Raw genomic sequence first — 24,722 nt, forward strand, 5'->3', positions numbered from 1 at the left:
GTTCAGTCGGCGGGGTCGCCGGACGCCGCCGAATCGGATGCTGCTCCGCCGGCCTCGTCAGCCGTCGGCGTCACGGTGATCGGAACCGTCACGTGCGTGGTGCCGAGGTCGATGCCGAGCAGATCGACGGGCGGGGCCTCGTCGAGACGCTCGGTGGTGTCGTTCGGCTCCAGCGGTTCACCGGGCAGCGCGGCCCATGCGCTCGGTTCCTGCGGCTTCTGCGTGAACATGCCCATCTGACCATTGTCGCGCGCACCTGCGCCGGGTGGGTCACAGAACGGCGTCAGCCGCGGGCATCCACGCCTCTCCCGGCATCCGCATCACGCACGGCGTCGACGAGGTCGCGCCACGGGCCGCGCAGGTGGGAATCAGGCACGACCTGCTCGAGCTGTTCGTCGCGCTCTGTGGCGTTGACCCGCACATGGATGGTCCAGACGTAGCGGTCGGCGCCCGGCATGTCATCGCCGGGTGGGTTCTCGGGGTCGTCGTTCCACGGGCACCGGTCGACCAGCGTCTTCCACTGCGGGGTCTGCGCCGGTGGGGGCTCGGCTCGCCAGCGTCGCCGCAACCCGGCGATCCCGCCAGTGCGCACCACGGCGATCACGAGGTGCTCCGGCTCGCCGTCAGCGGGGGTCTCGGCGGGCATCCGCTGCCCCTCTCTGCTCATCGAGCACTCCCACCGCGATCCACGCCTCACGCACTGCCCTCTCGACGGCGTCGCCGACGGTAGAGGCTTCGATCAGTGTGCGCTCGGCGAACTGCACGAAGTCGGCGTCGGCCGGCAGGCCGCCCGTCAGCGTGCGGTACCAGACCTGACCCGCACCCTCCCACGCGTACCCGCCGAGCGTGCGAGCCGCCAGCGCGAACGCACGATTCGGGATGCCCGAGTTGATGTGCACACCGCCGTTGTCTTCGGCCGTGTGGACATAGTCGCGCATGTGCGCCGGTTGCGGATCACGGCCCAGCTCGTCATCGTCGTACGCCGTGCCCGGGTGGAGCATGTCGCGCAGCGCGCGGCCATGCACGGCATCGGTGAAGATGCCTTCACCGACCAACCAACTCGCCTCGTGAGCGGCCTGCCCCTGAAGATGCTGCTCGGTGAGCGCCCCGAGCACGTCGGCGACCGACTCGTTCAGCGCGCCCGGCTGCCCCTGATAGATCAGGCCGGCGCTGCTCTGGATCACTCCGTGGCCGAGCTCGTGCGCGATCACCGACACCGAGCGGGTGAACCCGCCGAACACCTCGCCGTCGCCGTCGCCGAACACCATGCGCGAACCGTCCCAGAACGCGTTGTCGTAGTCGACGCCGTAGTGCACCGTCGCGTTCAGCGCCGCACCAGCCCCGTCGAGCGAGTCACGCCCGAACGCGTCAAGCAGCAGATCGAACGTCGCCCCGAGCCCATCGAACGCCTCATTCACCGTTTTGTCGGAGACGGGTGGGTCGTCTTCGCCGCGCACTCGCACACCCGGCAGTCGTTCGGTGTTCTGCGCGTCGAAGATCGTGCGGGTGGGGGCGGCCGTCACCTCGGCGACCAGCGCTCCCGAGGCGTCGATCGACAGCTCGAGCGTGGAGTGGTACGGCGGACGCCCCGCGATCAGCGTCTGCCTGGCCGCCTGCGCGGCGTGCGAATAGCGCCCCGACGCCGCCAGACGGGCCAGCAGGTACCCCGGCACGATGCCCTGTCTCGAATACGGCCGGATGCTGTCCATGCGCCCGACGATACGCCTGGTCGCCGACGCTGTCAGGGAGCGGCGTGTTCGGAGACCGGCACCAGAGTGCGCCCGGTGAGAAACGTCGCCGGCAGTACCTCGCGCACCGGGGCGTCGTCGCCGGTGCCATCCAACTGGGCGGCCATCACCTCGACGCCGCGCGCGCTGATACCCTCCACCGGCAGGCGAACGGTGCTTAAACCCAGCAGCGAGATCCCGGGCAGAACACCGTCGACCCCTGTCACCGACAGGTCGTCCGGAACCCGCAGGTCGGAGTGCTGCACAGCTTCGAGGAACGCCAGCAGGCTGCCATCCGAGGGGAACATCGCGGCGGTCACGCGTTTCTCACGGGTCAACGCCACGATCCCGGCGATCACCGCGCTCATGGGCGTCTGCGCATCGCGCGGCACCGGCACCGGCCGGGCACCGCCGGCGCCGAGCCGCTCGATCATCGCTTCGGACCGTGCATTCTCGACGAACGACGCCTCGCTCGCCGTCGCGACAACGGCCACGCCGCGGTGCCCGCGCGCGAGCACCTCATCGGCCGCGAGGTACCCGTTGGCGCGCTCGTCGTAGGCGATCGAATGCACATCGCCGAGGTCGGTCGGGCGCCCGAGCACGACCATCGGCACGAACGCCGCGAACGCTGCAGCGCGTTCGAGCGGCAGCGTTCCCGTGGCGATCAGCAGCCCGCGAACCCGCTGCTCGAGCAGGTGGTCGAGGCCGATCACCTCTTCATGGAAGTCCTGCGTGAACGTCGGCGAGACCGTGAGCAGGCGCAGGCCCCGATCAGCGACACCGCGCTGCAGCTCGGAGTGCATCAGACCGTAGTAGGGGTTGGCGACGTCGCGGATCAGCAAACCGAGCACGTCCGAGCGGCTGCCCGCGAGCTGGCTGGCCGCGCCGTTGCGGATGTACCCGGTACGCCGCACGGCCTCCATCACCGCCGAGCGGGCCTCGGCGGACACGGTGGATGCGCCATCGAGAACGCGTGACACCGTGGCATCCGACACGTTCGCCTCGCGCGCCACATCCTTCATCGTCACCCGGGGCCAGGCGCGAGGGCGGCGACGTTCGTCGTTCACGTGATCGCCCCGGTTCGTGCACCGCGCTGCACCAGGTAGTCGTGCAGCAGCGTCGGCCAGTCGGTCTGAATCACATCGGCGCCGAGGTCGACGAGCGGCCCCCACCCGGCATCCGGTCCCTGCAACACAGCCATGGTGTCGTCCCACCCGCCCAGCAGATCGTTGCCGTTGCCCAGATCGAGTGCGTTCACATACGAGAAGGTACCGCGTTCGTGCAGATGCGCCGCCCAATCCGGAGAGCAGAACGGATGCTGCCGATCGGCGGTGACGGTCTCGATGCCGATCACATTCAGCTCGGCGTCATCGAGCAGGCGCTCTGCCTCGAGAACGGTCGTCGCGATCGGCAGCAGCGGGTACTTGACCGCGTGGCTGCGAGCGGCGGAGATCGCCCGCTCGTCACGGGCATCGACCTTCATCAGCAGCCGGTCGGCGAGGTCGAACCGGTCGAGGAAGGCCAGCAGGCGTGGCCAGTACCGCCAGGATCGGTCGATGTTCAGAGCGATGTCGGGCATCTGCTGCAGGATCGTCTCGAGCCGTTCGACCCGCGCAAGAGGCGCCACGCTGCGATGAGGGTACGCGAGTCGCTCGATCTCTGCGGTCGATAGCGTCTGCAGGTTGCGCTCGATGCCGAAGTGCTGCCGTTCGTACCCGTCGTGGTAGGCGAAGAAGTCGCCGTCAGTCGACTCGACAACGTCGATCTCGACCAGGTCGCCCCCACAACGGGCCGCCGCTGTCACCGCCGCTGCCGTGTTCTCGACGACCATCCCGAGCGCGGTGCCGCGATGCACGGCAATGAGCGTGCCGCGCACCTGCAGGCGGGCGTTCAGGTAGGCGTTGACCCGGCGATGCCGGGGATGGCCGAACTCGGCCTCGTGGACGCGGGACGGGGCGGGCGGCGGCGGGGGAGTGCGGGTCACAGTGCGGGCTTTCGGTTGTCGACGGAGGCGGGGATGGGGGCGGGAGCGGATGCTGGCGCGCGGCGGCGCCGCGGCGCACGCCCGTACACCAGCCACAGCACGAGCGTGGAGATCACCATGATCAGCACGGTGTACACGTAGATCAGTGCCGTGCTGTCGCCGATGGTCTCTGAACTGGTGGCGTTCTTGATCACCACGCCGAGGGGCTGCAGCAGCGGGTGCGACAAGAAGATGGCGGAGTCGTAGTCGTCGAGCAAGCTCGTGAAGTTCAGAGCGGTGATGGCCGCCGCCGTGGGAGCCACCAGAGGCAGCAACACCCGCCGAAACGTGTGCAGCTGACTCGCGCCGAGCATCGAGGCGGCCTCTTCGAGATGGTCGGGTACGCCCGAGAACGCCGCCTTGAGCAGCCGGAAGGTGAACGGGATCTTGCCGATGATGTACGCGATCGCCAGAATCCAGAACGTGCCGGTGAGCACGGTGCCCAGTACCGGAACCTGGGGCACGTTGAAGGTGACCAGCAGGCCCAACGCGATCAGTGTCGAGGGCAGGAACCAGGGGATGTGCAGCAGGTACTCGAGCGCCCGCGTGACGACGTTGCGATTGCGTTGCACCATGCGCGCGGTGAACAGCATGAGCACAATCACGGTCACCGACGCCACCAGCCCGTACGCGACGCTGATCAGGAACGGCTGCAACCCCTTCTGCGTCGAGAACACGGCGACGTAGTTGTCGAGAGTGAAGCTTGCGGGCGTGATCACTCCCGCGTTGATCGCCTGCACATCGGTGAACGAGTACAGCACCACCAGAGCGGGTGGCAGCACATAGATGACGAACAGCGCGTAGGCGAGCACGTGCACGATGGCGTTCGCGAACGGGTTGCGGATGCGCTGCTTCGTCAGTGGGGTGGGAGCCTTCGACACCGACAAGTACACGCCCCCGCGCTCGAGCCGGTTCAGGGCAGCCAGCAGCACGACGGTGACGATGCCGAGCAGGATCGCCAGTGTGGCGGCCAGGTCGCGGGAGGTCGAGGTGGTGGCGAAGGCGAGGATCATCGGGGTGATCGTCTGGAAGTCGCGCCCGCCGAGCACCTGAGGGGCGGCCAACGCCCCGAGGCCGCCGAGGAAGGTGAGGATCGTGATCGCGAAGATCATCGGTTTCAGTTGGGGCAGGATGATCCGACGCAGGATGTGCAGGTCGCCGGCCCCCATCATGCGGGCGGCTTCGAGGGTCTGGGCGTCGACCTTCGCAAGCGCTGCCGAGAGGAACAGCAGGTGGTTGCCGGTGGAGGCGAACGTCATCACGAGCACCACGGCGAACATGCCCGAGAACCAGTTCGGGTCGATGTCGGGAAACACTCCCAGAACTGCGCGGGTGACCGCGCCGGTGGGCCCGTACACCTGTTTGTAGCCGAAGACCAGCACGATACCGCCGCAGACCAGAGTGCTGGCGTAGCCGAGCCACAGCAGACGGGCACCGCGCACGGCATACAAGCGGGTCACGAGCACCAGGAAGATCCCGACGGCGTTCACCGTGGCCGAGAGGATCGTGGCCAGCAGCAGGCTGTTCCACAGCGAACGCATCGCGCGTTCCGAGCCGAGCAGGCGCTCTACGGCGCGCAGGCTGACACCGCCCTGACCGTCGGAGAAGACCTGCCCCAGCAAGGTCAGGTTGGGAAGGACGAGAAACGTGCTGATGCCCCAGATCAACACGATCGTGACGATCAGCCACAGCGGGTTGCGCAGCATGCGCAGCACGCCGTTCATGCGACCGCCGCCGTCTCGCGAACCGGAGGAGTCGATGTCGGGTACTGCAGCAGGTGTTCGCTGGGAACCCCCACGCGCACACGGCGGCCCACGTCGTACGAGGTCGCGCCGTCCTCCCGCACGATCGCACGAAGGCGCCCCAGGTCGCCGCAGTCGACCGTGTAGGTGGAGTCGGTGCCGTGGTAAACGCGGCCAACGACTGTTCCATCGACCGCCGGCAGAGGGCTCGCCTGGTCGGGGTCGAGCAGCGTCGATTTCTCTAGACGCAGGTACGTCGCTGCATCGGCGTCGAGCGCGACGTCGCGGTGTGCTGTGGCACGCAGGTGGGCGACCATCGCCGGAGTGAGCCGGTTCGCCTCGCCGATGAAGGTGCACACGAACTCGGATGCCGAGCGTGCGTACACCTCCTCGGGCGTGCCGATCTGTTCGATGCGCCCGCCGTTCATCACGGCGATGCGGTCAGACATCGCCAGGGCTTCGTCCTGGTCGTGTGTGACGTAGACCGTCGTGATGCCGAAGTGCTGCTGTAGGTCTTTGAGCTGCTGACGCAGCTGATGTCTCAGCTTGGCGTCGAGGTTCGACAGCGGCTCGTCGAGTAGCAGGATCTTCGGTCGCAGGATCAGCGACCGGGCGATGGCGACGCGCTGCTGTTGGCCACCCGAGAGCTCGGAGACGTTCTTGGACAACTGCTCAGGCCGCAGATCGACCTCGGCGGCGATCCGCCGCACGCGTTCGGCGACCTCGGCCGCCTTGACCCGCTGCGTCTTGAGCCCGAATCCGATGTTCTCCTCGACGGACATCGAGGGGAACAGGGCGTAGTTCTGAAAAACCATGCCCAGATGGCGCTGGTCGCTGCGCAGTCGGGTCACGTCTGCGCCGTCGATGGTGATGGTGCCTGACGAGGGCGCGGTCAGCCCCGCAAGTGTGCGCAGTGCGGTGGTCTTGCCGCACCCTGAGGGGCCCAGGAGGGTGAAGAACTCACCCTCCTGAACCGTCAGCGAGAACTCCGGCAGGGCGGTGAACTCTGAGAACGTCACGGTGACGTCAGAGAAGGTGATCATGGGGTTCGCCAATCCAGCCGGAGGTCCGACTCGTCGTTTCGGGCCGTTCAGCCCAGGTGGTTGAGCTCGATCTCTTCGATCCAGGCCGGCAGGTTCTCCGAGACGAAGGCCCAGTCGATGTCCTGCGGGGTGAACGAGCCGGTCATCTCGACGGCGTCCTGGTCGGCGTTGGCGAGGGCATCGGCGTTGGTCGGTGCAGTGAAGAACTCCTGCGACCAGGCGGCCTGCACCTCGGCGCTGCCGAACCAGTCGATGAACTCCTGCGCCTGGTCGTTGTTGTCGCTGCCCTTGACCAGGCCGATGCCCTGGTTGACGATCGGCACGCCACCGGCAGGGCGGATGGCCTCGGTCTCGATGCCGTACTCGACCTCGCGGGAGGCCTTGCCGGCCAGCCACATCTGCCCCAGGTCGACATCGCCGGCCGACATGCGGGCGTAGAGGTCGGTGCCCTCGACGGCGGGCGAGCCGTTGGCGAAGAAGGCGTCGATGGCGGCCCAGCCCTCGTCGCTGATGCCGAGTTCGCCGCTGTCATCGCGGTACCGACTGAGCAGGCTGGTGATGACGAGCTGCGTGGTGCCGCCGCTGAGCGAGGTCTGTGTCTCGTAGCGACCGTGGTACTGCTCGTCCTCGAAGAGATCGGTCCAGTCGGTCGGTGCACCCGCGCCGTTGGGGAAGGCGGCCGTGTTGTAGACGACCATGATCGGTTCCTCGACGATCGAGTGGTAGGTGCCGTCGGGGTCGATCTCGTCGACCTTGTCGGCCCAGGCGGGCGTGTACGCCTCGAGGGCGCCGGCGGCCTTCATGCTCTCGAAGTTGACGTTGTTGGGGCCGAAGACGACGTCGGCGATCGGATTGGCGGACTCGGCGATGATGCGCTCGGTGATGGCGCCGCCGCCGGCGTCGACGTACTCGACCTCGAAGCCGGCCTCGGCGGCCTGCTCGATGAGCCACTCGCCGCGACCGTCGGAGACCGAGTTCGAGTAGACGACGATCGCACCGGCGTCGGCGGCGGGGGTCTCGGCGGTTGCGCCGGCGCAGCCGGTGAGCAGCAGTCCGGTTGCGGCGATGCCTGCGGTAGCGGGCAGAAGACGATGCAGGTTCATGGGGTCCTATCTGAGAGGCACGACGGAATGTATGCGCATACATACGGAGGCGGTGTATGCGCATACATGACTGTGCCCGTGCGCTGTGACCGGACTGTTCACGCCAGATGAACAGCAGGCGAACTCGCGCGGCTCGGTGGGCAAGAGGTGGTGAAACGGCGAGCAAGAGCTGGCGAAACGGCGAGCGCAGGGTGGTGAAACGGCGAGCAGGAGGTGGTGAAACGGCGAGCGGGGCGTAGAATCACGCCATGTCAGCATCCGAAATCATCCCCAGGTTCGTGCTCTCGCGCGTCGAGGATGCGCTGGCAGATACCAGGATCGTCGCGCTGCAAGGCGCGAGACAGGTTGGCAAGTCGACACTGTCCCGGCTGGTGCTCGCGCGGCGCAATGGCGTCGCTGTGACGCTGGACGACCCTGCCTCGTTCGACTTTGCTCGGACTGATCCGACTGCGTTCGTCGAGCAAGCTCCGGATCGGCTGCTCGTCATCGACGAACTGCAGCGCGTGCCTGAGCTGGTGATCGCGCTCAAAGCCGCGGTTGATCGTGACGAGCGTCCGGGGCGCTTCCTCGTCACGGGTTCGGCGAACCTGCTCGAGCTCTCGGCAACGCATGAGTCGCTGGCAGGGCGGGCGGAGCACATTGACTTGTATCCGCTCAGCCGCCGAGAAGTCGAAGCGTCTCGCGGATCATTCATCGACATCGCGTTCGTCCCCGAGGCACTGTCGCAGCATGAGAGCGCCCTCACCCGAGACGGATATCTGGACTACGCATGTGCGGGTGGATACCCCGAAGCGTTGCGCCGCACCCCAGTGCGCCGCCGAGATTGGCATGACGCCTACCTATCCCAGATCGTCAAGCGAGATGCCATTGACATCTCCGGCCTACAGCGGATCGCCGATCTGCCACGCATCCTGCGTCTCATCGCCGCTCGCATGGGCAGCGCTATGGTGTGGACGTCGCTCGCTGCAGACGCGGCGATACCGAGGCGAACGCTCAATCCGTACGTCGCGCTGCTTGAGACGCTGTTCTTGACGCATACGCTGCCAGCCTGGTCCGTGAACCTCACGTCGCGCGAGACGAAACAGCCCAAGGTCTTCCTCGTTGACTCCGGCCTGGCGGCTTCGCTGCTCGGGGCCTCGCGGGAAACGCTGGGACCGACGTCCGGACTCGTCGGAGCGTTGCTTGAGTGTTTCGTCGTCGGAGAGCTGCGTCGCCAGCAGACCTGGGCGCGGCAACGTGTCTCTCTGCATCACTACCGCGATAGTCGAGGCGTAGAAGTCGACGCGGTGCTGGAGACTCCTGACGGGCGGGTCGTCGGCATAGAGGTGAAGTCGTCGGCAACGGTGCGCGCGAACGACGCCTCTGGGCTCATCGCTTTGCGCGACCGTCTCGGCGAACGGTTCGTCGCCGGGTACGTGCTGCACACCGGGCGCTCTACGGCGATGGTCGCCGAACGCATCTCGGCTGTGCCGATGGATGCGCTGTGGGCCGTGCACACCTGAGCCGCGTAAAATCGGCCCAATGACCGATGCCTCTTCTGCATCCCCGTCCGGCATCGACCCCGACGACCTCGCAACCACGCTGCGGGTGCTCGGCGACCTCGACAACGTCGATCAGCAGCATCCTGACTACATCGCCGTCCGACGCGCGACCGCGAACATGTTCAAGGCCGTCAAACGGGCCCGCCGCAAAGAGATCCGCGACGCGATCGCCGAGGCCGACAAGGCCGTTGTCGCGCGCACCGCGACGGGTGCCCCCGACCGCATCGATGACGAGACGCGCGGCAACGATCTCGCTTCCAGCGTCGTCGACGCCCCCATCGCGGGCGAGTTGCTCAAGCCCCGCAACTGCTACATCTGCAAGCAGCCGTACACGCTCGTCGACGCCTTCTACCACCAGCTGTGCCCCGACTGCGCGCGCTTCAGCCACGCCAAGCGCAGCGCCCGTACCGACCTGACCGGTCGCCGCGCCCTGCTGACCGGCGGTCGCGCCAAGATCGGCATGCACATCGCCCTGCGCCTGCTGCGCGACGGCGCGCACCTCACGATCACCACGCGCTTTCCGCGCGACGCCGTGCGCCGGTTCTCGGCGCTGCCGGATGCCGCCGACTGGCTGCACCGGCTGCGCGTGGTCGGCATCGACCTGCGCGACCCGGCGCAGGTGATCGGCCTGGCCGACTCGGTCGCGGCCCAGGGGCCGCTCGACATTCTCATCAACAACGCCGCGCAGACCGTGCGCCGCTCGCCGGGTGCGTATTCACTGTTGGCGGATGCTGAACTGCAGCCCCTCCCGGACGGACCGCTGCCCGAGATGGAGACCTTCGGGCACACCGCCGATCCGCACCCGCAGGCGCTGCAGGCCTCGGTCGACGCGCATCCGCTGCTCTCTGTGGCGGCGCTCGGCGGCACCGTCGCCGAGCAGGGCGGACAGGCGCTGACGGCCGAAGACCTCGCGCGCCTGGCTATGGCCCCTGGCTCGTCGTCGCTGCAGAAGCACGCCGACGGCACGGCCATCGACGCCGGTGGGCTGGTGCCCGACGTGAATCGCGTCAACAGCTGGGTGCAGTCGGTCGAGCAGGTCGATCCGCTCGAGATGCTCGAAGTGCAGTTGTGCAACACGACGGCGCCGTTCCTGCTGATCAGCCGCCTGCGGGCCTCGATGGCGGCCTCGACCGCCCGCCGCACCTACGTCGTGAACGTCTCGGCCATGGAAGGCCAGTTCTCGCGCCGCTACAAGGGCCCGGGGCACCCGCACACCAACATGGCCAAGGCGGCGCTGAACATGCTCACCCGCACCAGCGCCGGCGAGATGCTCGAGACCGACGGCATCCTGATGACCGCGGTCGACACGGGCTGGATCACCGATGAGCGCCCGCACTACACCAAGGTGCGCCTCGCCGAAGAGGGATTCCATGCGCCGCTCGATCTCGTCGATGGCGCCGCCCGTGTGTACGATCCGATCGTGCAGGGCGAGGCCGGAGTCGACCTGTACGGCGTCTTCCTCAAGGACTACAAGCCCAGCCCCTGGTGATTACCCAGCGCGTCGCCTGAACCCGCTACGCTGTGCCGCTATGACCAGCGGCACCATGGCACAGCAGCAGGGAGTCCGGCGATGAGCATCGTCCGACCCGACCTCAGCGTCCACGCGCGCGTGCGCGCGGCGGCATCCGCACTCGGTCCCAGCGAGGGCCGGGTCGCCGCGGTGATCATGGAACGCCCCGACGATGTCGTCGACTGGTCGGCCGCCGAACTCGCGGCAGCGGCCGGTACCTCGACGGCCACGGTGATCCGTGCCTGCCAGAGCCTCGGGTTCCGCGGGTTCCAGCACCTGCGGCTCGAACTCGCCCGCTCGGCGCCGCTGACTCCCCGCGACAGCGACCCGGTCGCCGCCGGCGGCACCTTCGACGATGCGGTGGATGCGCTGCGCCTGGCGCAGGAGAGCGTCGATCCGGAACGCGTCGACGCGGCGACCGCCGCCCTACGCGGGGCAGGGCGGGTCGTTCTCGTCGGCAACGGATTCTCGGGGCCGCCACTGCAGGACCTCGCGATGCGGCTGAGCAGTGTGGGGCGCGCCGTCGAAGCGCCCGTCGACCCGCTCGCGCAGCAGTTCGCGGTGCACTCCCTCTCGGCGGACGACGTGTGCCTGGCGTTGAGCTACTCGGGCGCCAACGTGCAGACGCTGCGCGCGTGCACGGCCGCGTCCGAACGCGGTGCGACCGTCGTGCTGGTCACCAGCTACTCCCGCTCGCCGCTCGGGCGGCTCGCCGACATCGTCATCGCGACCGGGCCGGTGGGCTCGGCCCATGACCTCGACCCCTATCTCGCGCGGCTGGGGCACACCGTCGTGCTGCACACGCTGCACGGCGCGCTCGCCGGTGACGCACGTCATGCCGACGTCGCCGATCTGCGGCACGTCGTGGCCGACGCGCTCAGCGAGGACTGACCGAAGGCGCCTTCTCGCGCGCCCGCAGCCTCGCGCTCCAGCCGGTTCTGGGGCGTTCTCCGATCGGTCGCGTGTGCTTCACCTGCCGTACACCTGCGGCTGTGATGGTTCCCATGTAACGAGATTCCAAGCGCGGTGAAACGCGCGAAATCAAGAGGGTGCACATGCAGACGATCGCCATCGACGGGCTCTTCAACGTGAGGGCCACCAGCCCCACCGAGCCGTGGCTCGTACGCACCGGCGCACCCGAGAACGTCACCGCCGACGGCGTGCGCGCGCTGCGCGACCTGGGTGTCACGACGATCGTCGACCTGCGCGAGCCCTCCGAAGCCGGCGCCCGCTCGCACGACATCCCCGTGCAGCAGGCGGGCATCTACGGCGCCGAGCCGCCGGCATCCGGCCGTCTCGAAGACATCTATACGCTCATGCTGCGCGAGCGGGGTGGCGCGCTCACCGCGGCCGTCGCCCTGATCGCCGACACCGAGGGTGCCGCGCTCGTGCACTGCACCGCCGGCAAGGACCGCACCGGCCTCGTCGTCGCCCTCGCGCGCCTCGCCGCCGGCGACAGCGCGGATGCCATCGTCGACGACTACGTGCTCTCGGCCGAGCACGTGCGACCGGTGCGCGAACCCGCCGTGCGCGACCTCGTGCTGGCGCTGCCCGAGACCGAGCGCGCCGAAGCGCTGCGTCTTCACCTCGACAGCCCCCGCGAGGCGATCGTGCACGCACTGGCGATCATCGATGAGCTCGGCGGCGCGGGCGCCTACCTCGCCCGCCACGGCCTGACCGACGCGCAGCTCACCCGGCTGCGTCACAAGAACGAGGATGCCCGATGAGCCGCGCCACCGGACGCTCGACCGTGCTGCACATCAGCGATGTGCACGTCACCGAGCGCGGCCTGCTGTACGACGCCGTCGACGGCATCGCTCGGCTGCGCGCCGTCGGCGACTACGTGCGTCGCTCGCAGATGACCCCCGAGGCCGTGCTGATCACCGGCGACCTCGCCCAGCGCGGCAACCCCGGCGCATACGGCGCCCTCCGCGACGCGGTGAGCGAGCTGCGTGATGCCGTCCAGGCTCCCGTGCTGACGATCATCGGCAACCACGACGACACCGAGGCCGCGCGAACCCTCGACGGGCACGAGCACTCCCACCACCGCACGGTGCTCGTCGATGGCATCCGCTTCGTGCTGCTCGACTCGTCATCGGGTGAACTCGGCGCCGCCCAGCGGCAGTGGCTCGCCGACGAGCTCGCCACCCCGCACGGCGAGGGCACGGTCGTCGCCGTGCACCACCCGCCCCTCGGTTCCCCTCTGCCCACGCTCGCCAAGGCGGGTCTGCGCGATGCCGAGCAGCTGCTCGACATCCTCGTCGGCACCGACACGCGCGCCGTGCTCGCCGGGCACTTCCACCACCCACTCGCCGCGCACGTGCGCGACATCCCCGTGATGGTGGGGCCCTCCCTCGCCTATCACCAGGTGATGGACGGCCGTGCCGACCGCATCAGCGGGCACGACCGCGCGATGTTCTCGGTCGTGCACCTGCACGCCGATGCCGTCACCGCCACCAGCGTCAGCCTCGAGACGCCCACCCCGCTCTTCTCCTCCTCCGTCGCTGTACCCCCAACCCTGCACAGATAAGGAAACCCATGTTCCGCTCGCACAGCCCCGCAGCGTTCGCCGTCCTCGGCGTCGCCGCACTCGCCCTCACCGGCTGCTCGACCGCGTCCACCGCCGACGACGCCCAGCCGTCGGCCGGCGCGCTGGAGTCGACCACCATCACGCTCTACACCTCGGAGCCGCAGGAGAAGGCCGACGCACTCGTCGAGGCCTTCAACGAGGTGCACCCCGAGATCACCGTCGAGGTGTTCCGCGCCGGCACCGGCGACCTGACCACCCGCGTCGCCGCCGAGAAGGAGACCGGCAAGATCCAGGCCGATGTCTTCCTCGCCGCTGACGCCGCGACCTTCGAGAACTACGCCGCAGACGGCATGCTGCTCGAGCACACGCCCGCAGACGTCGACGCTCTCGACCCCGCCGTCGTCGACCCCGAGGGCTTCTACGTCGGCACCCGCATCATCCCGACCGTCATCGCCTACAACACGTCGATGGTCGACGCGGCCGACGTCCCCGCCTCGTGGGCCGACCTCACCGCAGCCGACTACGCCGACCGCATCGTCATGCCCAACCCCGACGTGTCGGGCGCAGCCGCCTACAACGCGGCCGTCTGGCTCGACGAAGACACCCTGGGTGAGGAGTGGATGACGGCGCTCGCCGCCAACCGCCCCGTCATCGCCGACAGCAACGGCCCCGTCTCGCAGGCCGTCGCCACCGGCACCCAGCCGATCGGCATCGTCGTCGACTACCTGGTGCGCGAGCTCGCCGCCCAGGGATCGCCGATCGCCGTGTCGTACCCCAGCGAGGGCGTGCCGTTCGTCTCGCAGCCCGCCGGCATCTTCTCGGACACCGAGAACGCCGACGCGGCCCGCGCGTTCGTCGACTTCCTGGTCAGCGCTGACGGCCAGAAGCTCGCCGTCGAGCAGTCCTACCTGCCGGTGCGCGGCGACGTCGGAAGCCCCGAGGGCGCCCCCGAGCTCGAGCACATCGCGCTGCTGGCCCCCGAGCTCGAGACGATCCGCGCCACCCAGCCCGGCGCCGTCGAGACCTTCCGGGAGCTGTTCCAGTAGTGAGCACCATCGCCACCGCCCCGGGTCCGGCCATTGGCCGGGCCCGGGGCCTCGACGGGGTCAGTGCCCTGACCGTGACCCTCTGGGTCGCGTGCGGCGCACTGATCCTCGTACCCCTCGGAGCGATCCTCGCCCTCTCCGCGGGCGGATCCCAGCTCAACGTCCTGCTGCAGGGCGACGTCGTCGAAGCCGGCATCAACAGCCTCGTCTCGGCGACAGCATCCGCCCTGTTCGCGGTCGCCATCGGCGCCGCCTTCGCGCTCATCCTCGAACGCACCGACCTGCGCCACCGCGGCGCCCTGCGCATCATCGCCCTCACCCCACTGCTGATGCCCCCGTTCGTCGGCGCGATCGCATGGCTCGGCGTCGCCGGCCCGGCAAGTCCCCTCAACCTCTGGTGGCGCGAGCACTTCGGCGGTCCGCTCTGGTCGATCTACGGCGCCGACGGTGTCATCATGCTGCTGACCGTGCACAGCTACCCGCTGGCGATGCTCATCGTCTCAGCGGCACTGCGACGCATCCCCTCCGACCTCGAGCAGGCCGCCCGCATCGCCGGCGCCGGACCCGCACGCACCATGTTCAGCGTCACCGTGCCGCTGCTGCGGCCCGCGCTGCTGTCGTCGTTCCTGCTGATCGCGGTCGGAAACCTGGCCGACTTCGGCATCCCCTCGATCATCGGTCTGCCCGAGCGGTACGTCACCCTCGCCACCCTGGTCTACCGGTACCTGCAGTCCGGCACGGTCGACGAACCCCTCGCCGTGGTCGCCACCATCGGTGTCGTGTTGCTCGTGCTCGCCATCGGCGCGCTCGTGCTGAACGCCCTGGTCAAGGGCAGCGGGTGGGAGCTCGACGCCTCGAGCACGCCCGTACAACCGCTGCCGCTGGGGCGCGCCCGCACGCCGCTCGGCATCGTCATGTGGACCGTCGTGCTCGGCATCACCCTGCTGCCGCTGCTCGCCCTGCTCACCCAGACCCTGCTGCGCGCGCCCGGTCTGCCGCTGACCCCCGAGAACCTCACCCTCGACAACTTCGCCAAGGCGCTCACCTCGAGCACCGCCCTCGACGGGGCGGCCAACTCGATCATGCTCGCCACCGGTGCAGCCCTGATCTGCGGCGTGCTCGGGCTGGCCATCGGCGTGGTCACCACCCGCGTGCGCACCCGGTGGACGCGGGGACTCGGTCCGGTCGCGATGCTGCCGCAGGCCATCCCCGGCATCGTGATCGCGGTCGCGTGGCTCATCATCGCCCCGCGTATCGGTCTGTTCAATACCCCGTGGCTCATCCTGGCGGCCTACATCACCTCGTTCACCGCGTTGGTGGTGCAGTCGGTGTCCGGGCCCTTGGCCAGCACGCCGTCCAGCGCCGAAGAGGCGGCCCGCGTCGCCGGCGCCGGGCGACTGCGCGCCCTGATCGACATCTCGTCGCGCATGGCCCTGCCCGCAGCGATCTCGGGAGCCGTCGTCGTCGCCGCCACCGCCGTGCGCGAGCTCACGCTGTCGGTGCTGCTGCTCTCACCGGGCTCGCAGACCCTGGGCGTGGCGATCTTCAACTTCCAGCAGGCGGGCGCCTACAACACCGCGGCCGCATGGTCGCTGGTCGTCGCCGTCGCCGGCATCGCCGTGATCGGACTGGCCACGCGCCGGCCCAGAGACACAAACTGAGAGACAACCTGAGAGGCCACCATGGCATCCGTCACCCTCGACTCCGTATCCGTCCGTTACCCATCCGGGGCCAGCGGCCTGGTCGGCGTCGACCTCACCATCGCCGACGGCGAGTTCGTCGCCCTGGTCGGGCCGTCCGGCTCGGGCAAGACCACCCTGCTGCGCACCATCGCCGGGTTCCTCACACCCACCAGCGGAGCCGTGCGCATCGGCGACCGCACCGTCGCCGGCGACGCGCAGTTCGTGCCGCCCGAGCAGCGCGAACTGGGCATGGTGTTCCAGCAGCACGCCGTCTGGCCGCACTGGAACGTCGGCCGCAACGTCGAGTACCCGCTGCGTCGCGCTGGCGTGCCGCGCGATCAGCGCAAGACGCGTGTCGCCGAAGCACTCGACCTGGTCGGACTCGCCGGCTACGAGAAGCGCGACCCCGCAACGCTCTCGGGCGGGCAGCGCCAGCGCGTCGCACTGGCGCGCGCCCTGGTCGCACGCCCGCGCGTGCTGCTGCTCGACGAAGCGCTCTCGGCCCTCGACGAGCCCCTGCGCGACCGGCTGCGCCTCGAACTGCAGACCCTCACGCGCGAACTCGGACTCACGGTCGTGCACGTCACGCACGACCGTGCCGAGGCGTTGGCGCTCGCCGACCGGGTGGCCGTGCTCGACGGTGGGCGCATCCAGCAGGTCGGCGCACCCGACGAGCTGGTCACCCGGCCCGCCAGCGGCTTCGTCGCGCGCTTCCTCTCCGACGCCACGCTCGTCGACGGAGTGCTCAGCGACGCCGGCTTCCAGGCCGACGGGCATCCGCTGTCCGTGCCGCGCGACGCCTCCATGCCGGCGGCGGGACGCGCGACCGCGGCGATCCTGCCCGCCGCGGTCACGGTGACCCCCTCGGATGCCGGTGACGCGGTCGTGCGCTCGTCGCTGTACACGCCCGACGGCGGCGACGCCGTCATCGACTGGGCCGGAGTGACGCTGCGCGCGCGCACCCGTGGCATCCGCCTAGCGGTGGGACAGACGGTGCGCGTCGACGTCGACCGTGTCGTGGTCTACCCGGCCGAGTCGCTCGACGCGGCCGCGTCTGCCGCGCCGACGCTGGTGAGCGCATGACCGTCGCCCTCGTGCGTCACGGCCGCACCGCGTGGAACCTCGCCCGCCGCATGCAGGGCCGCACCGAGGTGCCGCTCGATGACCACGGGCAGGCGCAGGCGGACGCCGCTGGGGCCCTGCTGGCCCGCGCCGAGTGGATGCACCTGATCGCCTCGCCCCTCGGCCGAGCCGTCGACACGGCCGACCGCATCGGCGAGCACGTGACGGGCGTGGCGCGCGAAATCGACGACCGGCTGATCGAACGCGACTACGGCGCCGCCGAGGGCCTCGCTGTGAGCGAGGTGCACGAACGGTGGCCGGACGGCGGCTATCCCGACGCGGAGCCGCTCGCCGCCGTCGCCGCGCGCGCGGGTTCGGCGCTCACCGAGATCGCCGCGCGACGGGGCAACAGCATCGTCGTCGCCCACGGCACGCTGCTGCGCGTCGGCGTCGAGACGCTCACCGGCAGTCCGTGCCCGCGCATTCTGAACGGACAGATCGTGATGCTCGAAGTCGAAGAGGCGGGCCGGTTCACGGCCCGGTTCCTCACCGAGTAGCGATCGCCCTCAGGGGCCGAGTGACCCTTTCCGGAACGCCCACGCTGTGGCACTCTGGCAGGAATCACGCATCGGTACCCAAAGGAGGGCGATCGTATGCTTTTTGCGACATCTGCGCTGGTCTTCGGACCGCCGGAGTGGCTGTTCACCGGCTTCATGGCCATGCTGATCCTGGGGATCGCCGGCCTCATGAGCTACGTCCGCGTCAAACGCGAGCGACATGCGCTCGAGCGAATGCACCGCTTCGGCGGGGTGAGCACGGTCAGAGGCGATCGACACCGCTGACCGCGATGACGGCCTCGCCGGCCTCGTCGGATGCCACCAGGTCGACGGTCGCCGTGATGCCCCAGTCATGATCGCCGGCCGGGTCGTGGAGGATCTGGCGCACCGTCCAGGTGCTCGCGCCCTGTTCGATCAGGAGCAGCTGCGGGCTGCGGGCGTCGGCGTCGGTGAGGATCTCGTCGTGCTCGGCGAAGTAGGCATCGAGTGCGTCGTTCCACCCGTCGGCACCGAAGTCGGCATCGAGCGAGGCCAGCTGCTCGACGTCCTCGCGCGCCGCGAGCAGCACACGACGGAACATCTCGTTGCGCACCAGCACACGGAACGCCCGCGTGTTGGCCGTCAGTCGCTTGGGGGCCGGCGGCACCACCGGCTCGTCACCGGGCCGGTCGAAGGCGCCATTATCGGTACCGTCGATCAACTCCTGCCACTCGTCGAGCAGGCTCGAATCGACCTGGCGGATCAGCTCGCCCAGCCACTCGATCAGGTCGTGCAGCTCGTCGTTCTTCAGGTGCTCGGGAATCGTCTGCGAGGCCGCGCGATAGGCATCCGACAGGTACCGCAGCACGACGCCCTCTGACCGCGCGATCTTGTAATAGGCGACATATTCCCCGAACGACATGGCCCGCTCATACATGTCGCGCACCACCGACTTCGGGTGCAGCTCGAAGTCGCGGATCCAGGGCTGCGATGCGCTGAAGGTGTCGAAGGCCGCGCTCAGCAGTTCCTCCTGCGGCTTCGGGTACGTGATCTGCTCGAGCAGCTCCATGCGCTCGTCGTACTCGATACCCTCGGCCTTCATCGCGGCAACCGCCTCGCCGCGGGCGAGGAACTCCTGCTGGCCCAGCACGGCGCGCGGGTCATCCAGGGTTGCCTCGACGATCGAGATCATGTCGAGCGCGAATGTCGCCGATTCGGGTTCCAGCAGCTCGAACGCCGCCAGCGCGAACGGCGAAAGCGGCTGGTTCAGCGCGAAGTTCGGCTGCAGGTCGACCGTCAGACGGATCTGACCGTCGACGTTCTCGACGATGCCCGATTGCACCAGGGTGCGGTAGATCCCCAGGGCGCGCACCGCTAGCATCCGCTGTGTCGAACGCGACTCGTGGTTCTCATATACCAGCGTACGCATATTGCCGAACACGTCGCCGCCGCGCGCGATGACGTTCAGGATCATCGCGCTCGTGATCTGCATGTGCGAGGTCAGTGTTTCGGGCTGCGACCCCACGAGCTTCTGGAACGACGGCTCGCCCCACGACACGAAACCGTCGGGAGCCTTCTTGCGGATGATCTTGCGCTTCTTCTTCGGGTCATCGCCCGCCTTCTTGAGCGCAGCGAGGTTCTCGGATTCGTGCTCGGGCGCCTGCGCGACCACCGTACCCGCGGTGTCGTAGCCCGCACGTCCCGCACGCCCCGCAATCTGATGGAACTCGCGGGCGTTGAGCTGCCGCATCCGCTTGCCGTCGAACTTCGTCAGCGCGGTCAGCAGCACCGTGCGGATGGGCACATTGATACCCACCCCGAGCGTGTCGGTGCCGCAGATGACCCGCAGCATGCCGCGCTGCGCCAACTGCTCGACCAGTCGCCGGTACTTGGGCAGCATGCCCGCGTGATGCACCCCGATGCCCAGTCGCAGCAGCCGTGACAGCGTCTTGCCGAATGCGGTGGTGAAACGGAATCCGCCGATGAGCTCGGCGATGGCGTCGCGCTGCTCGCGCGTGGCGACCTTCGCGCTGGCCAGCGCCTGGGCGCGCTCCATCGCCGCGGCCTGAGAGAAGTGCACGATGTAGATCGGCGCCTGGCCGGTCTGCAGCAGGTCGTCGATCGTCTCGTGGATCGGGGTCGTCTCGTAGTAGAAGTGCAGCGGCACGGGCCGTTCGACGCCCGTCACGACCGCCGTCTCGCGTCCGGTGCGGCGCGTGAGGTCGGATGCCAGCTCGCTGACGTCGCCCAGCGTCGCCGACATGAGCACGAACTGCGCCTGCGGCAGCTCGAGCAGCGGCACCTGCCAGGCCCACCCGCGGTCGGGGTCGCCGTAGAAGTGGAACTCGTCCATCACGACCTGCCCGATGTCGGCATCCGCGCCCTCGCGCAGCGCGAGGTTGGCGAGGATCTCGGCCGTGCAGCAGATGATCGGCGCATCGGCGTTGACCGATGAATCGCCCGTGATCATGCCGACGTTCTCGGCGCCGAACACATCGACCAGGGCGAAGAACTTCTCACTCACCAGCGCCTTGATCGGTGCCGTGTAGAACGTGGTGCGGTCATCGGCGAGCGCGGCGAAGTGCGCGGCGATCGCCACCAGAGACTTGCCGGTGCCGGTGGGGGTCGACAGGATCAGGTTCTGGCCCGAGACGATCTCGATGACCGCCTCGTCCTGCGCCGGGTACAGGCTGATGCCGGTCGACTCCGCCCACTCGACGAAGGCCAGGTAGATGGCGTCCGCATCGGCGTCGCGCAGGGGAGTGGGATCGAGAACCATGATGTCTCGATCCTTTCATCCCGTGCGGGTCGCCGCCGTTCGCCGTTCGTAACTCCGGAGAAATGCCCCGTTCCGGTGCGCAGGGGCCCGCTGGTGCGGGATCAGCCGTGGTATCTCCGGAGTTGCGTGCAGCGGGGCGAGCCGATCAGGCCTTCTTGACCAGGCTCGACTTCAGCAGCATCGCCCCGAAGCCCTCGACGCGGCAGTCGATGTCGTGGCCGTTGACGGGATCGATCAGGCGGATGCCGCGCACCTTCGTGCCCGCCTTGATGCCCTGCGGCGACCCCTTGACCTTGATCGAGGTGGTCACCACGACGGTGTCACCGTCGGACAGCACGTTGCCCACGGCGTCCTTGACGACCCGCTGGGCGGGGTCGTCGTCCGGTGTCGCAGCGCTCTCCTCTGGTGCCCATTCGTGTCCGCACATCGGGCACACCAGCAGGGCGCCCATCTCATAGGTGTGCTCGCTGGAGCAGTCGGGGCACGGGGGAAGGGAATCAGCCATGTCTCGATGGTATCGCGATATGATGAATCCGTCAGATCACTGCCCGTGCAAGAGAGGCCTTCATGCTCAGCGACCCGAACCGCCCGCTGTACGAGGTCAAGGCAGGACTGTTCAAGGGGCTGGCCCACCCGATCCGCATCCGCATCCTCGAGGTGCTCTCGGGCACACCCGAGGCCACCGTCAGCGACCTGCTGCGCGTCGTCGAGCTCGAACCCTCGCACGTCTCGCAGCATCTCGCGGTGCTGCGCCGCAACCGCCTGGTCGTCTCCGAGCGCCGGGGCAGCCTGGTGTTCTACCGCCTGGCCTACCCGCAGGTGGCAGACCTGCTGCACGTGGCCCGCGAACTGCTCGGTGAGATTCTGCACACCACGCAGCAGCAGCTCGTCGAGAGCGAGCACCTCCCGCACATCACAACACCTCGCCCATGAACGCCTGGTCACTCCGCACTCTGCTGCCGTCGGTCGGTGACTACCGCGACCTGCCCCGCACCTGGCGCGGTGACCTGCTCGCAGGCGTCACCGTCGGCATCGTGGCGCTGCCCCTCGCCCTCGCCTTCGGCGTCAGCTCGGGCGCCGGCGCCGAGAGCGGATTGGTCACGGCCATCATCGCCGGGGTCGTCGCCGCCGTGTTCGGCGGGTCGCACGTGCAGGTCTCGGGGCCGACCGGCGCCATGGTCGTGGTGCTGGCGCCGATCCTCGCCGTGCACGGCGCCGGCGCGCTGGCCGCCATCTGCCTGATGGCCGGTCTGCTCGTCCTGGCCGCGGGGGCCCTGCGCCTGGGGCGTACCGTCGGCTACATCCCATGGCCCGTGATCGAGGGGTTCACCCTCGGCATCGCCGTCATCATCTTTCTGCAGCAGGTGCCCACCGCCACGGGCGCCCCGCCCGGCGAGAGCACCAACGCTCTCATCTCCGCGGCGCAGTCGCTGAGCTCGCTGTCCTGGCCGAAGGTGGCTTGGTCGCTGCTGCTCGTGGCGGTCGTGGTCATCATCATGGTGATCTCGATGCGCGTGCACCCGCGCTTCCCGGGGTCGCTGCTGGCGATCGTCGCAGCCTCTCTCATCGCCGCCGTCGCGGGGCTCCCCGTCGACACGATCGGCGAACTGCCCGCCGGGCTGCCGTCACCGACCCTTCCGACGATCGACGCAGCGACGACCCTGGCGCTGATCGGCCCGGCGGTGGCGGTCGCCGCGCTCGCCGCCATCGAGTCGTTGCTGTCTGTGCGGGTCGCTGCGACCCTCGCCGACACCGGCCCGTACGACGCGGACCGCGAGCTGGTCGGACAGGGGCTCGCCTCGATCGCCGCCGGCCTGTTCGGCGGCATGCCCGCCACCGGCGCGATCGCCCGCACCGCCGTCAACGTGCGATCCGGGGCGCGCACCCGCATGGCCGCCATCGTGCACGCCCTGCTGCTGCTGGCGATCGCCTCCGTCGGCGCCGCGGTCGTCGCCCACATCCCCCTGGCCGCCCTCGCAGGCGTGCTCATGGTGACAGCGGTACGCATGATCACCCCCGCCACGGTGCGCACCGTCATGCGATCCACGCGTGCCGATGCCGCCGTGTTCGTCGTGACCGCCGTGGTCACCGTGAGTGTCGACCTGATCTATGCCGTGCTCATCGGCCTGCTGGCCGCGGGATTCTTCGCCCTGCGTCAGCTGGCAAAGGCCAGCGGCGTGCACCGCGAAGAGCTGCCAGCACCCTCGCAGCCGGGCGATGAGCGCATCGCCCTGTTCCGCCTCGAAGGGGCCCTGTTCTTCGGAGCCGCCGAACGGATGCTCGAACGCGTCGCCGAACTCGACGACATCGAGGTCGTCGTGATCCGCATGGCGCAGATGCGCATGCTCGACGCCACAGGGGCGCAGGTGATCACCGAGTTGATCGGAACGCTCGAGCGCCGCGGCATCACGGTGCTCATCAAGGGCATCCCCGCAGAGCATCTGCCCCTCGCCGAGCGGGTCGGTGTGCTGTCGTCATTGCGGCACGAGAACCACCTCTTCGACGACCTCGATGCGGCGATCGCGCACGCACGCAGTCATGTCTCCCGGTCATGACCCGCCGTGCAGCAACGGCGAGAATGGAGGGATGAGCTCCGATCTCGCGGCGATCCTGCGGGCGATCGGCGACGGCGCGACGCCCGAGCCCGATCGCATCCGCACCGCTGTCGGAACCGACTCCGCCACCGCGGATGCCCTGGTCGAGCTCGCGTATCGCGTCGAGGGGCTGCGCCAGCGCAGCGCCGAACTGCGGGTGATGATGTCGTCGACCCGTGAACTGCTCGCCGAACCCGACGCCGATCTGATGCTGCAGCGCATCGTCGATCACGCGCACGAGCTGATCGCGGGCGATGTCACCTACCTGTCGGTCTACGACCCCACGCGCGACGAGCTGCGGGTGCGCGCCGCGAGCGGCACGATCTCGTCGCGCTTTCTGGGCATGGTCGTGCCGGCCGGGGTGGGGCTCGCGAGCCGCGCCGTGCACACCCGCCACCCGCAGTGGGTGGAGGACTACACGACGCTGACCTCTGTTCCGCACGATCCGACGATCGACGCCATCGTGCACGAGGAGCGGCTGCGATCGATGCTCGGCGCCCCACTGGTGGTCAAGGGTGAGGTGCTGGGTGTGCTGTTCACCGCCGGGCGCGACGCACGTGCGCACCGACCCGATGAGATCTCGCTCCTGTCGGCCTTCGCCGGGCACGCCGCGCTGGTGCTGCATCTCGCCCGGCTGCTCGGGCGGGCCACCGATGCCACTGAGCAGGCCGCCGTGCGCCAGCGTCAGGCCGAGTGGGCGGCGGGACTGCACGAGGAACTGACCCGGTTGGCGGTGACCGGCCATGATGCCGAGGGCATCGCCGCGGCGCTCTCTGACGCGCTCGGGCGCCGCGTCACCCTGCGGCGCGCGGGCGAGGGCGGCGACCCCCTCGGACAGGTGATCCGGGCCTCCGGTGATGGCGGACGCAGCACCGTGCTCGACGACGGGCCGATCGAACTCGTCGCGCCGATCCTCGGCGCGACCGAGGTCAGCGGAGCGCTGCTGGTCGAGCGCGCTGGTGAACCATTGACGGCCGTCGAACGGCGCACCGTCGAGCGGTCGGCGCTCACCGCGGCGCTCGTGCTGCTGCGCCGCGACGCGCTCGCCGACGCCGAGGAGCGCGTGCGGGGCGAACTGGCCGCAGAACTGCTGGCCGACCCGGCGCGCCGAGAGGCGGCGCTGGCGCGGGCGGCCGGGCGCGGGCATCCGATCGCCGCCCCCTGGACCGCCCTGGTGGTGACGTGCGCCGCCGAACAGCGCGCATCCCTGCTCAGTCGCCTGCGTCTGCGCACGGACTGGCTGGTCGCGCCTCACGGCGACGGGATCGCCGTGCTCGCCCCCGGCGACCCCGAGCCGGCGGTGACCGATGCCGAGGCGACCAGCGGCGTCGATGCCGCGCTGCTGGTGTTCGGTCGCGCCCGCAACCTCGACGAGGCCGCTGACGCGGTACGCGACATCGGGCTCACCGCGCGCCTCGCGCACGGTCTCGGCATTCGCCGAGGACGGATGGAAGCTGCCGTGCTGGCCCCCTACGCGCCGTTGTTCCACGGCGACGGGGCGCGGCTCGCCCGCTTCGTCGACAGCATGTTGCATCCGGTCGTCGACTGGGATGCCGCCAAGGGCACCATGCTGTTCGCCACGCTCGTCGCGCTGTTCGATCAGCGCTGGCAGCTCGCGGCGACCGCCCGCGAGCTGCACGTGCACGTCAACACCCTCGCCCAGCGCATCGCCCGGTTGCGGCAGATGCTGGGCCCCGTGCTCGACGCGCCCGAGGCCCGCTTCCGGCTGGAGATGGCCGTGCGGGTCGAGCAGGCGCGCAGATCACTCGAACAGACATAGTCAAGCGTCCAACAGTGTGCGAAT

At 69.3% G+C, this 24,722-nt stretch carries 23 protein-coding genes; 13 read left to right on the forward strand and 10 right to left on the reverse strand.

What is annotated here, in order from left to right:
* Positions 1–2 precede the first annotated feature (2 nt).
* From PTQ19_RS01105 to PTQ19_RS01140, 8 genes are read right to left on the reverse strand one after another with little or no spacing between them, the layout of a single operon-like run.
* Positions 3–236, reverse strand: a complete 234-nt coding sequence (locus tag PTQ19_RS01105; protein ID WP_274368125.1) for a hypothetical protein — start codon at positions 234–236, stop codon at positions 3–5.
* Positions 237–283: 47 nt separating this feature from the next.
* Positions 284–646: a protealysin inhibitor emfourin gene (locus PTQ19_RS01110; protein WP_274368126.1), complete on the reverse strand. Its 363-nt coding sequence runs from the start codon at positions 644–646 to the stop codon at positions 284–286.
* On the reverse strand, positions 624–1,709 hold the full coding sequence (locus PTQ19_RS01115; protein WP_274368127.1) for a M4 family metallopeptidase: 1,086 nt from the start codon (positions 1,707–1,709) through the stop codon (positions 624–626). The genes PTQ19_RS01110 and PTQ19_RS01115 overlap by 23 nt, the downstream gene beginning before the upstream one ends.
* Before the next feature lie 32 nt (positions 1,710–1,741).
* Positions 1,742–2,794, reverse strand: coding sequence for a LacI family DNA-binding transcriptional regulator (locus PTQ19_RS01120; protein WP_274368128.1), 1,053 nt, complete (start codon positions 2,792–2,794; stop codon positions 1,742–1,744).
* Positions 2,791–3,711 (reverse strand): glycerophosphodiester phosphodiesterase family protein, encoded by a 921-nt coding sequence (locus tag PTQ19_RS01125; RefSeq protein WP_274368129.1) that lies wholly within the window; start codon positions 3,709–3,711, stop codon positions 2,791–2,793. The genes PTQ19_RS01120 and PTQ19_RS01125 overlap by 4 nt, the downstream gene beginning before the upstream one ends.
* Complete coding sequence (locus tag PTQ19_RS01130) at positions 3,708–5,474, reverse strand: ABC transporter permease (RefSeq protein ID WP_274368130.1); 1,767 nt, start codon at positions 5,472–5,474, stop codon at positions 3,708–3,710. The genes PTQ19_RS01125 and PTQ19_RS01130 overlap by 4 nt, the downstream gene beginning before the upstream one ends.
* Complete coding sequence (locus tag PTQ19_RS01135) at positions 5,471–6,535, reverse strand: ABC transporter ATP-binding protein (protein ID WP_274368131.1); 1,065 nt, start codon at positions 6,533–6,535, stop codon at positions 5,471–5,473. Before PTQ19_RS01135 ends, PTQ19_RS01130 begins: the two co-directional genes overlap by 4 nt.
* A gap of 47 nt (positions 6,536–6,582) precedes the next feature.
* The gene (locus PTQ19_RS01140) at positions 6,583–7,638 is read right to left on the reverse strand and encodes an extracellular solute-binding protein (protein WP_274368132.1); all 1,056 of its coding nucleotides are present in this window, start codon (positions 7,636–7,638) and stop codon (positions 6,583–6,585) included.
* 248 nt (positions 7,639–7,886) lie between these two features.
* On the opposite strand from PTQ19_RS01140, the gene PTQ19_RS01145 reads away from it, so the two are divergent.
* The 10 genes from PTQ19_RS01145 (at position 7,887) to PTQ19_RS01190 (ending at position 17,851) form a co-directional block, all read left to right on the forward strand.
* Positions 7,887–9,140, forward strand: a complete 1,254-nt coding sequence (locus PTQ19_RS01145; RefSeq protein WP_274368133.1) for an ATP-binding protein — start codon at positions 7,887–7,889, stop codon at positions 9,138–9,140.
* 19 nt (positions 9,141–9,159) lie between these two features.
* Positions 9,160–10,668, forward strand: coding sequence for an SDR family NAD(P)-dependent oxidoreductase (locus tag PTQ19_RS01150; protein ID WP_274368134.1), 1,509 nt, complete (start codon positions 9,160–9,162; stop codon positions 10,666–10,668).
* Between the two features lie 81 nt (positions 10,669–10,749).
* The gene (locus PTQ19_RS01155) at positions 10,750–11,580 is read left to right on the forward strand and encodes a MurR/RpiR family transcriptional regulator (RefSeq protein WP_274368135.1); all 831 of its coding nucleotides are present in this window, start codon (positions 10,750–10,752) and stop codon (positions 11,578–11,580) included.
* A 164-nt stretch (positions 11,581–11,744) separates the two neighbouring features.
* Positions 11,745–12,416: a tyrosine-protein phosphatase gene (locus PTQ19_RS01160; protein ID WP_206821248.1), complete on the forward strand. Its 672-nt coding sequence runs from the start codon at positions 11,745–11,747 to the stop codon at positions 12,414–12,416.
* Positions 12,413–13,219: a metallophosphoesterase family protein gene (locus PTQ19_RS01165; RefSeq protein ID WP_206550711.1), complete on the forward strand. Its 807-nt coding sequence runs from the start codon at positions 12,413–12,415 to the stop codon at positions 13,217–13,219. Before PTQ19_RS01160 ends, PTQ19_RS01165 begins: the two co-directional genes overlap by 4 nt.
* Before the next feature lie 8 nt (positions 13,220–13,227).
* On the forward strand, positions 13,228–14,265 hold the full coding sequence (locus tag PTQ19_RS01170; protein ID WP_206821247.1) for an ABC transporter substrate-binding protein: 1,038 nt from the start codon (positions 13,228–13,230) through the stop codon (positions 14,263–14,265).
* Entirely contained in the window at positions 14,265–15,926 is a 1,662-nt protein-coding gene (locus tag PTQ19_RS01175; RefSeq protein ID WP_274368136.1) for an ABC transporter permease, read from the forward strand. The genes PTQ19_RS01170 and PTQ19_RS01175 overlap by 1 nt, the downstream gene beginning before the upstream one ends.
* 21 nt (positions 15,927–15,947) lie before the next feature.
* Entirely contained in the window at positions 15,948–17,030 is a 1,083-nt protein-coding gene (locus PTQ19_RS01180) for an ABC transporter ATP-binding protein (RefSeq protein WP_274368137.1), read from the forward strand.
* Positions 17,027–17,566 carry a histidine phosphatase family protein gene (locus PTQ19_RS01185; protein ID WP_274368138.1) on the forward strand — a complete coding sequence of 180 codons (540 nt, stop codon included), beginning with the start codon at positions 17,027–17,029 and terminating at the stop codon, positions 17,564–17,566. Before PTQ19_RS01180 ends, PTQ19_RS01185 begins: the two co-directional genes overlap by 4 nt.
* 96 nt (positions 17,567–17,662) lie before the next feature.
* Entirely contained in the window at positions 17,663–17,851 is a 189-nt protein-coding gene (locus PTQ19_RS01190; RefSeq protein ID WP_179409346.1) for a hypothetical protein, read from the forward strand.
* Here PTQ19_RS01190 and PTQ19_RS01195 read toward each other — a convergent pair.
* Together PTQ19_RS01195 and PTQ19_RS01200 are read right to left on the reverse strand one after the other, a co-directional pair.
* Entirely contained in the window at positions 17,829–20,324 is a 2,496-nt protein-coding gene (locus PTQ19_RS01195; RefSeq protein ID WP_274368139.1) for a DEAD/DEAH box helicase, read from the reverse strand. The genes PTQ19_RS01190 and PTQ19_RS01195 overlap by 23 nt on opposite strands.
* Positions 20,325–20,469: 145 nt before the next feature.
* Positions 20,470–20,829, reverse strand: a complete 360-nt coding sequence (locus PTQ19_RS01200) for a zinc ribbon domain-containing protein YjdM (protein ID WP_274368140.1) — start codon at positions 20,827–20,829, stop codon at positions 20,470–20,472.
* Positions 20,830–20,891: 62 nt separating this feature from the next.
* On the opposite strand from PTQ19_RS01200, the gene PTQ19_RS01205 reads away from it, so the two are divergent.
* The 3 genes from PTQ19_RS01205 to PTQ19_RS01215 are packed head-to-tail and all read left to right on the forward strand — an operon-like array spanning position 20,892 to position 24,698.
* Positions 20,892–21,257, forward strand: coding sequence for an ArsR/SmtB family transcription factor (locus tag PTQ19_RS01205; RefSeq protein ID WP_179409335.1), 366 nt, complete (start codon positions 20,892–20,894; stop codon positions 21,255–21,257).
* Positions 21,254–22,879, forward strand: a complete 1,626-nt coding sequence (locus PTQ19_RS01210; RefSeq protein WP_274368141.1) for a SulP family inorganic anion transporter — start codon at positions 21,254–21,256, stop codon at positions 22,877–22,879. The genes PTQ19_RS01205 and PTQ19_RS01210 overlap by 4 nt, the downstream gene beginning before the upstream one ends.
* A gap of 31 nt (positions 22,880–22,910) precedes the next feature.
* Positions 22,911–24,698: a helix-turn-helix domain-containing protein gene (locus tag PTQ19_RS01215; protein ID WP_274368142.1), complete on the forward strand. Its 1,788-nt coding sequence runs from the start codon at positions 22,911–22,913 to the stop codon at positions 24,696–24,698.
* Positions 24,699–24,722: the final 24 nt, after the last annotated feature.

Source organism: Microbacterium esteraromaticum, assembly GCF_028747645.1.
Taxonomy (GTDB): Bacteria; Actinomycetota; Actinomycetes; order Actinomycetales; family Microbacteriaceae; genus Microbacterium; species Microbacterium esteraromaticum_C.

Bases quoted from the DNA above. Each gene is read 5' to 3' on its own strand.
- PTQ19_RS01210 (WP_274368141.1), top strand. From the start codon at position 21,254: ATGAACGCCTGGTCACTCCGCACTCTGCTGCCGTCGGTCGGTGACTAC.
- PTQ19_RS01140 (WP_274368132.1), bottom strand. From the start codon at position 7,638: ATGAACCTGCATCGTCTTCTGCCCGCTACCGCAGGCATCGCCGCAACC.
- PTQ19_RS01170 (WP_206821247.1), top strand. From the start codon at position 13,228: ATGTTCCGCTCGCACAGCCCCGCAGCGTTCGCCGTCCTCGGCGTCGCC.
- PTQ19_RS01145 (WP_274368133.1), top strand. From the start codon at position 7,887: ATGTCAGCATCCGAAATCATCCCCAGGTTCGTGCTCTCGCGCGTCGAG.
- PTQ19_RS01200 (WP_274368140.1), bottom strand. From the start codon at position 20,829: ATGGCTGATTCCCTTCCCCCGTGCCCCGACTGCTCCAGCGAGCACACC.
- PTQ19_RS01185 (WP_274368138.1), top strand. From the start codon at position 17,027: ATGACCGTCGCCCTCGTGCGTCACGGCCGCACCGCGTGGAACCTCGCC.
- PTQ19_RS01160 (WP_206821248.1), top strand. From the start codon at position 11,745: ATGCAGACGATCGCCATCGACGGGCTCTTCAACGTGAGGGCCACCAGC.
- PTQ19_RS01130 (WP_274368130.1), bottom strand. From the start codon at position 5,474: ATGAACGGCGTGCTGCGCATGCTGCGCAACCCGCTGTGGCTGATCGTC.
- PTQ19_RS01135 (WP_274368131.1), bottom strand. From the start codon at position 6,535: ATGATCACCTTCTCTGACGTCACCGTGACGTTCTCAGAGTTCACCGCC.
- PTQ19_RS01215 (WP_274368142.1), top strand. From the start codon at position 22,911: ATGAGCTCCGATCTCGCGGCGATCCTGCGGGCGATCGGCGACGGCGCG.
- PTQ19_RS01105 (WP_274368125.1), bottom strand. From the start codon at position 236: ATGGGCATGTTCACGCAGAAGCCGCAGGAACCGAGCGCATGGGCCGCG.
- PTQ19_RS01195 (WP_274368139.1), bottom strand. From the start codon at position 20,324: ATGGTTCTCGATCCCACTCCCCTGCGCGACGCCGATGCGGACGCCATC.
- PTQ19_RS01205 (WP_179409335.1), top strand. From the start codon at position 20,892: ATGCTCAGCGACCCGAACCGCCCGCTGTACGAGGTCAAGGCAGGACTG.
- PTQ19_RS01165 (WP_206550711.1), top strand. From the start codon at position 12,413: ATGAGCCGCGCCACCGGACGCTCGACCGTGCTGCACATCAGCGATGTG.
- PTQ19_RS01190 (WP_179409346.1), top strand. From the start codon at position 17,663: ATGCTTTTTGCGACATCTGCGCTGGTCTTCGGACCGCCGGAGTGGCTG.
- PTQ19_RS01150 (WP_274368134.1), top strand. From the start codon at position 9,160: ATGACCGATGCCTCTTCTGCATCCCCGTCCGGCATCGACCCCGACGAC.
- PTQ19_RS01110 (WP_274368126.1), bottom strand. From the start codon at position 646: ATGCCCGCCGAGACCCCCGCTGACGGCGAGCCGGAGCACCTCGTGATC.
- PTQ19_RS01115 (WP_274368127.1), bottom strand. From the start codon at position 1,709: ATGGACAGCATCCGGCCGTATTCGAGACAGGGCATCGTGCCGGGGTAC.
- PTQ19_RS01180 (WP_274368137.1), top strand. From the start codon at position 15,948: ATGGCATCCGTCACCCTCGACTCCGTATCCGTCCGTTACCCATCCGGG.
- PTQ19_RS01155 (WP_274368135.1), top strand. From the start codon at position 10,750: ATGAGCATCGTCCGACCCGACCTCAGCGTCCACGCGCGCGTGCGCGCG.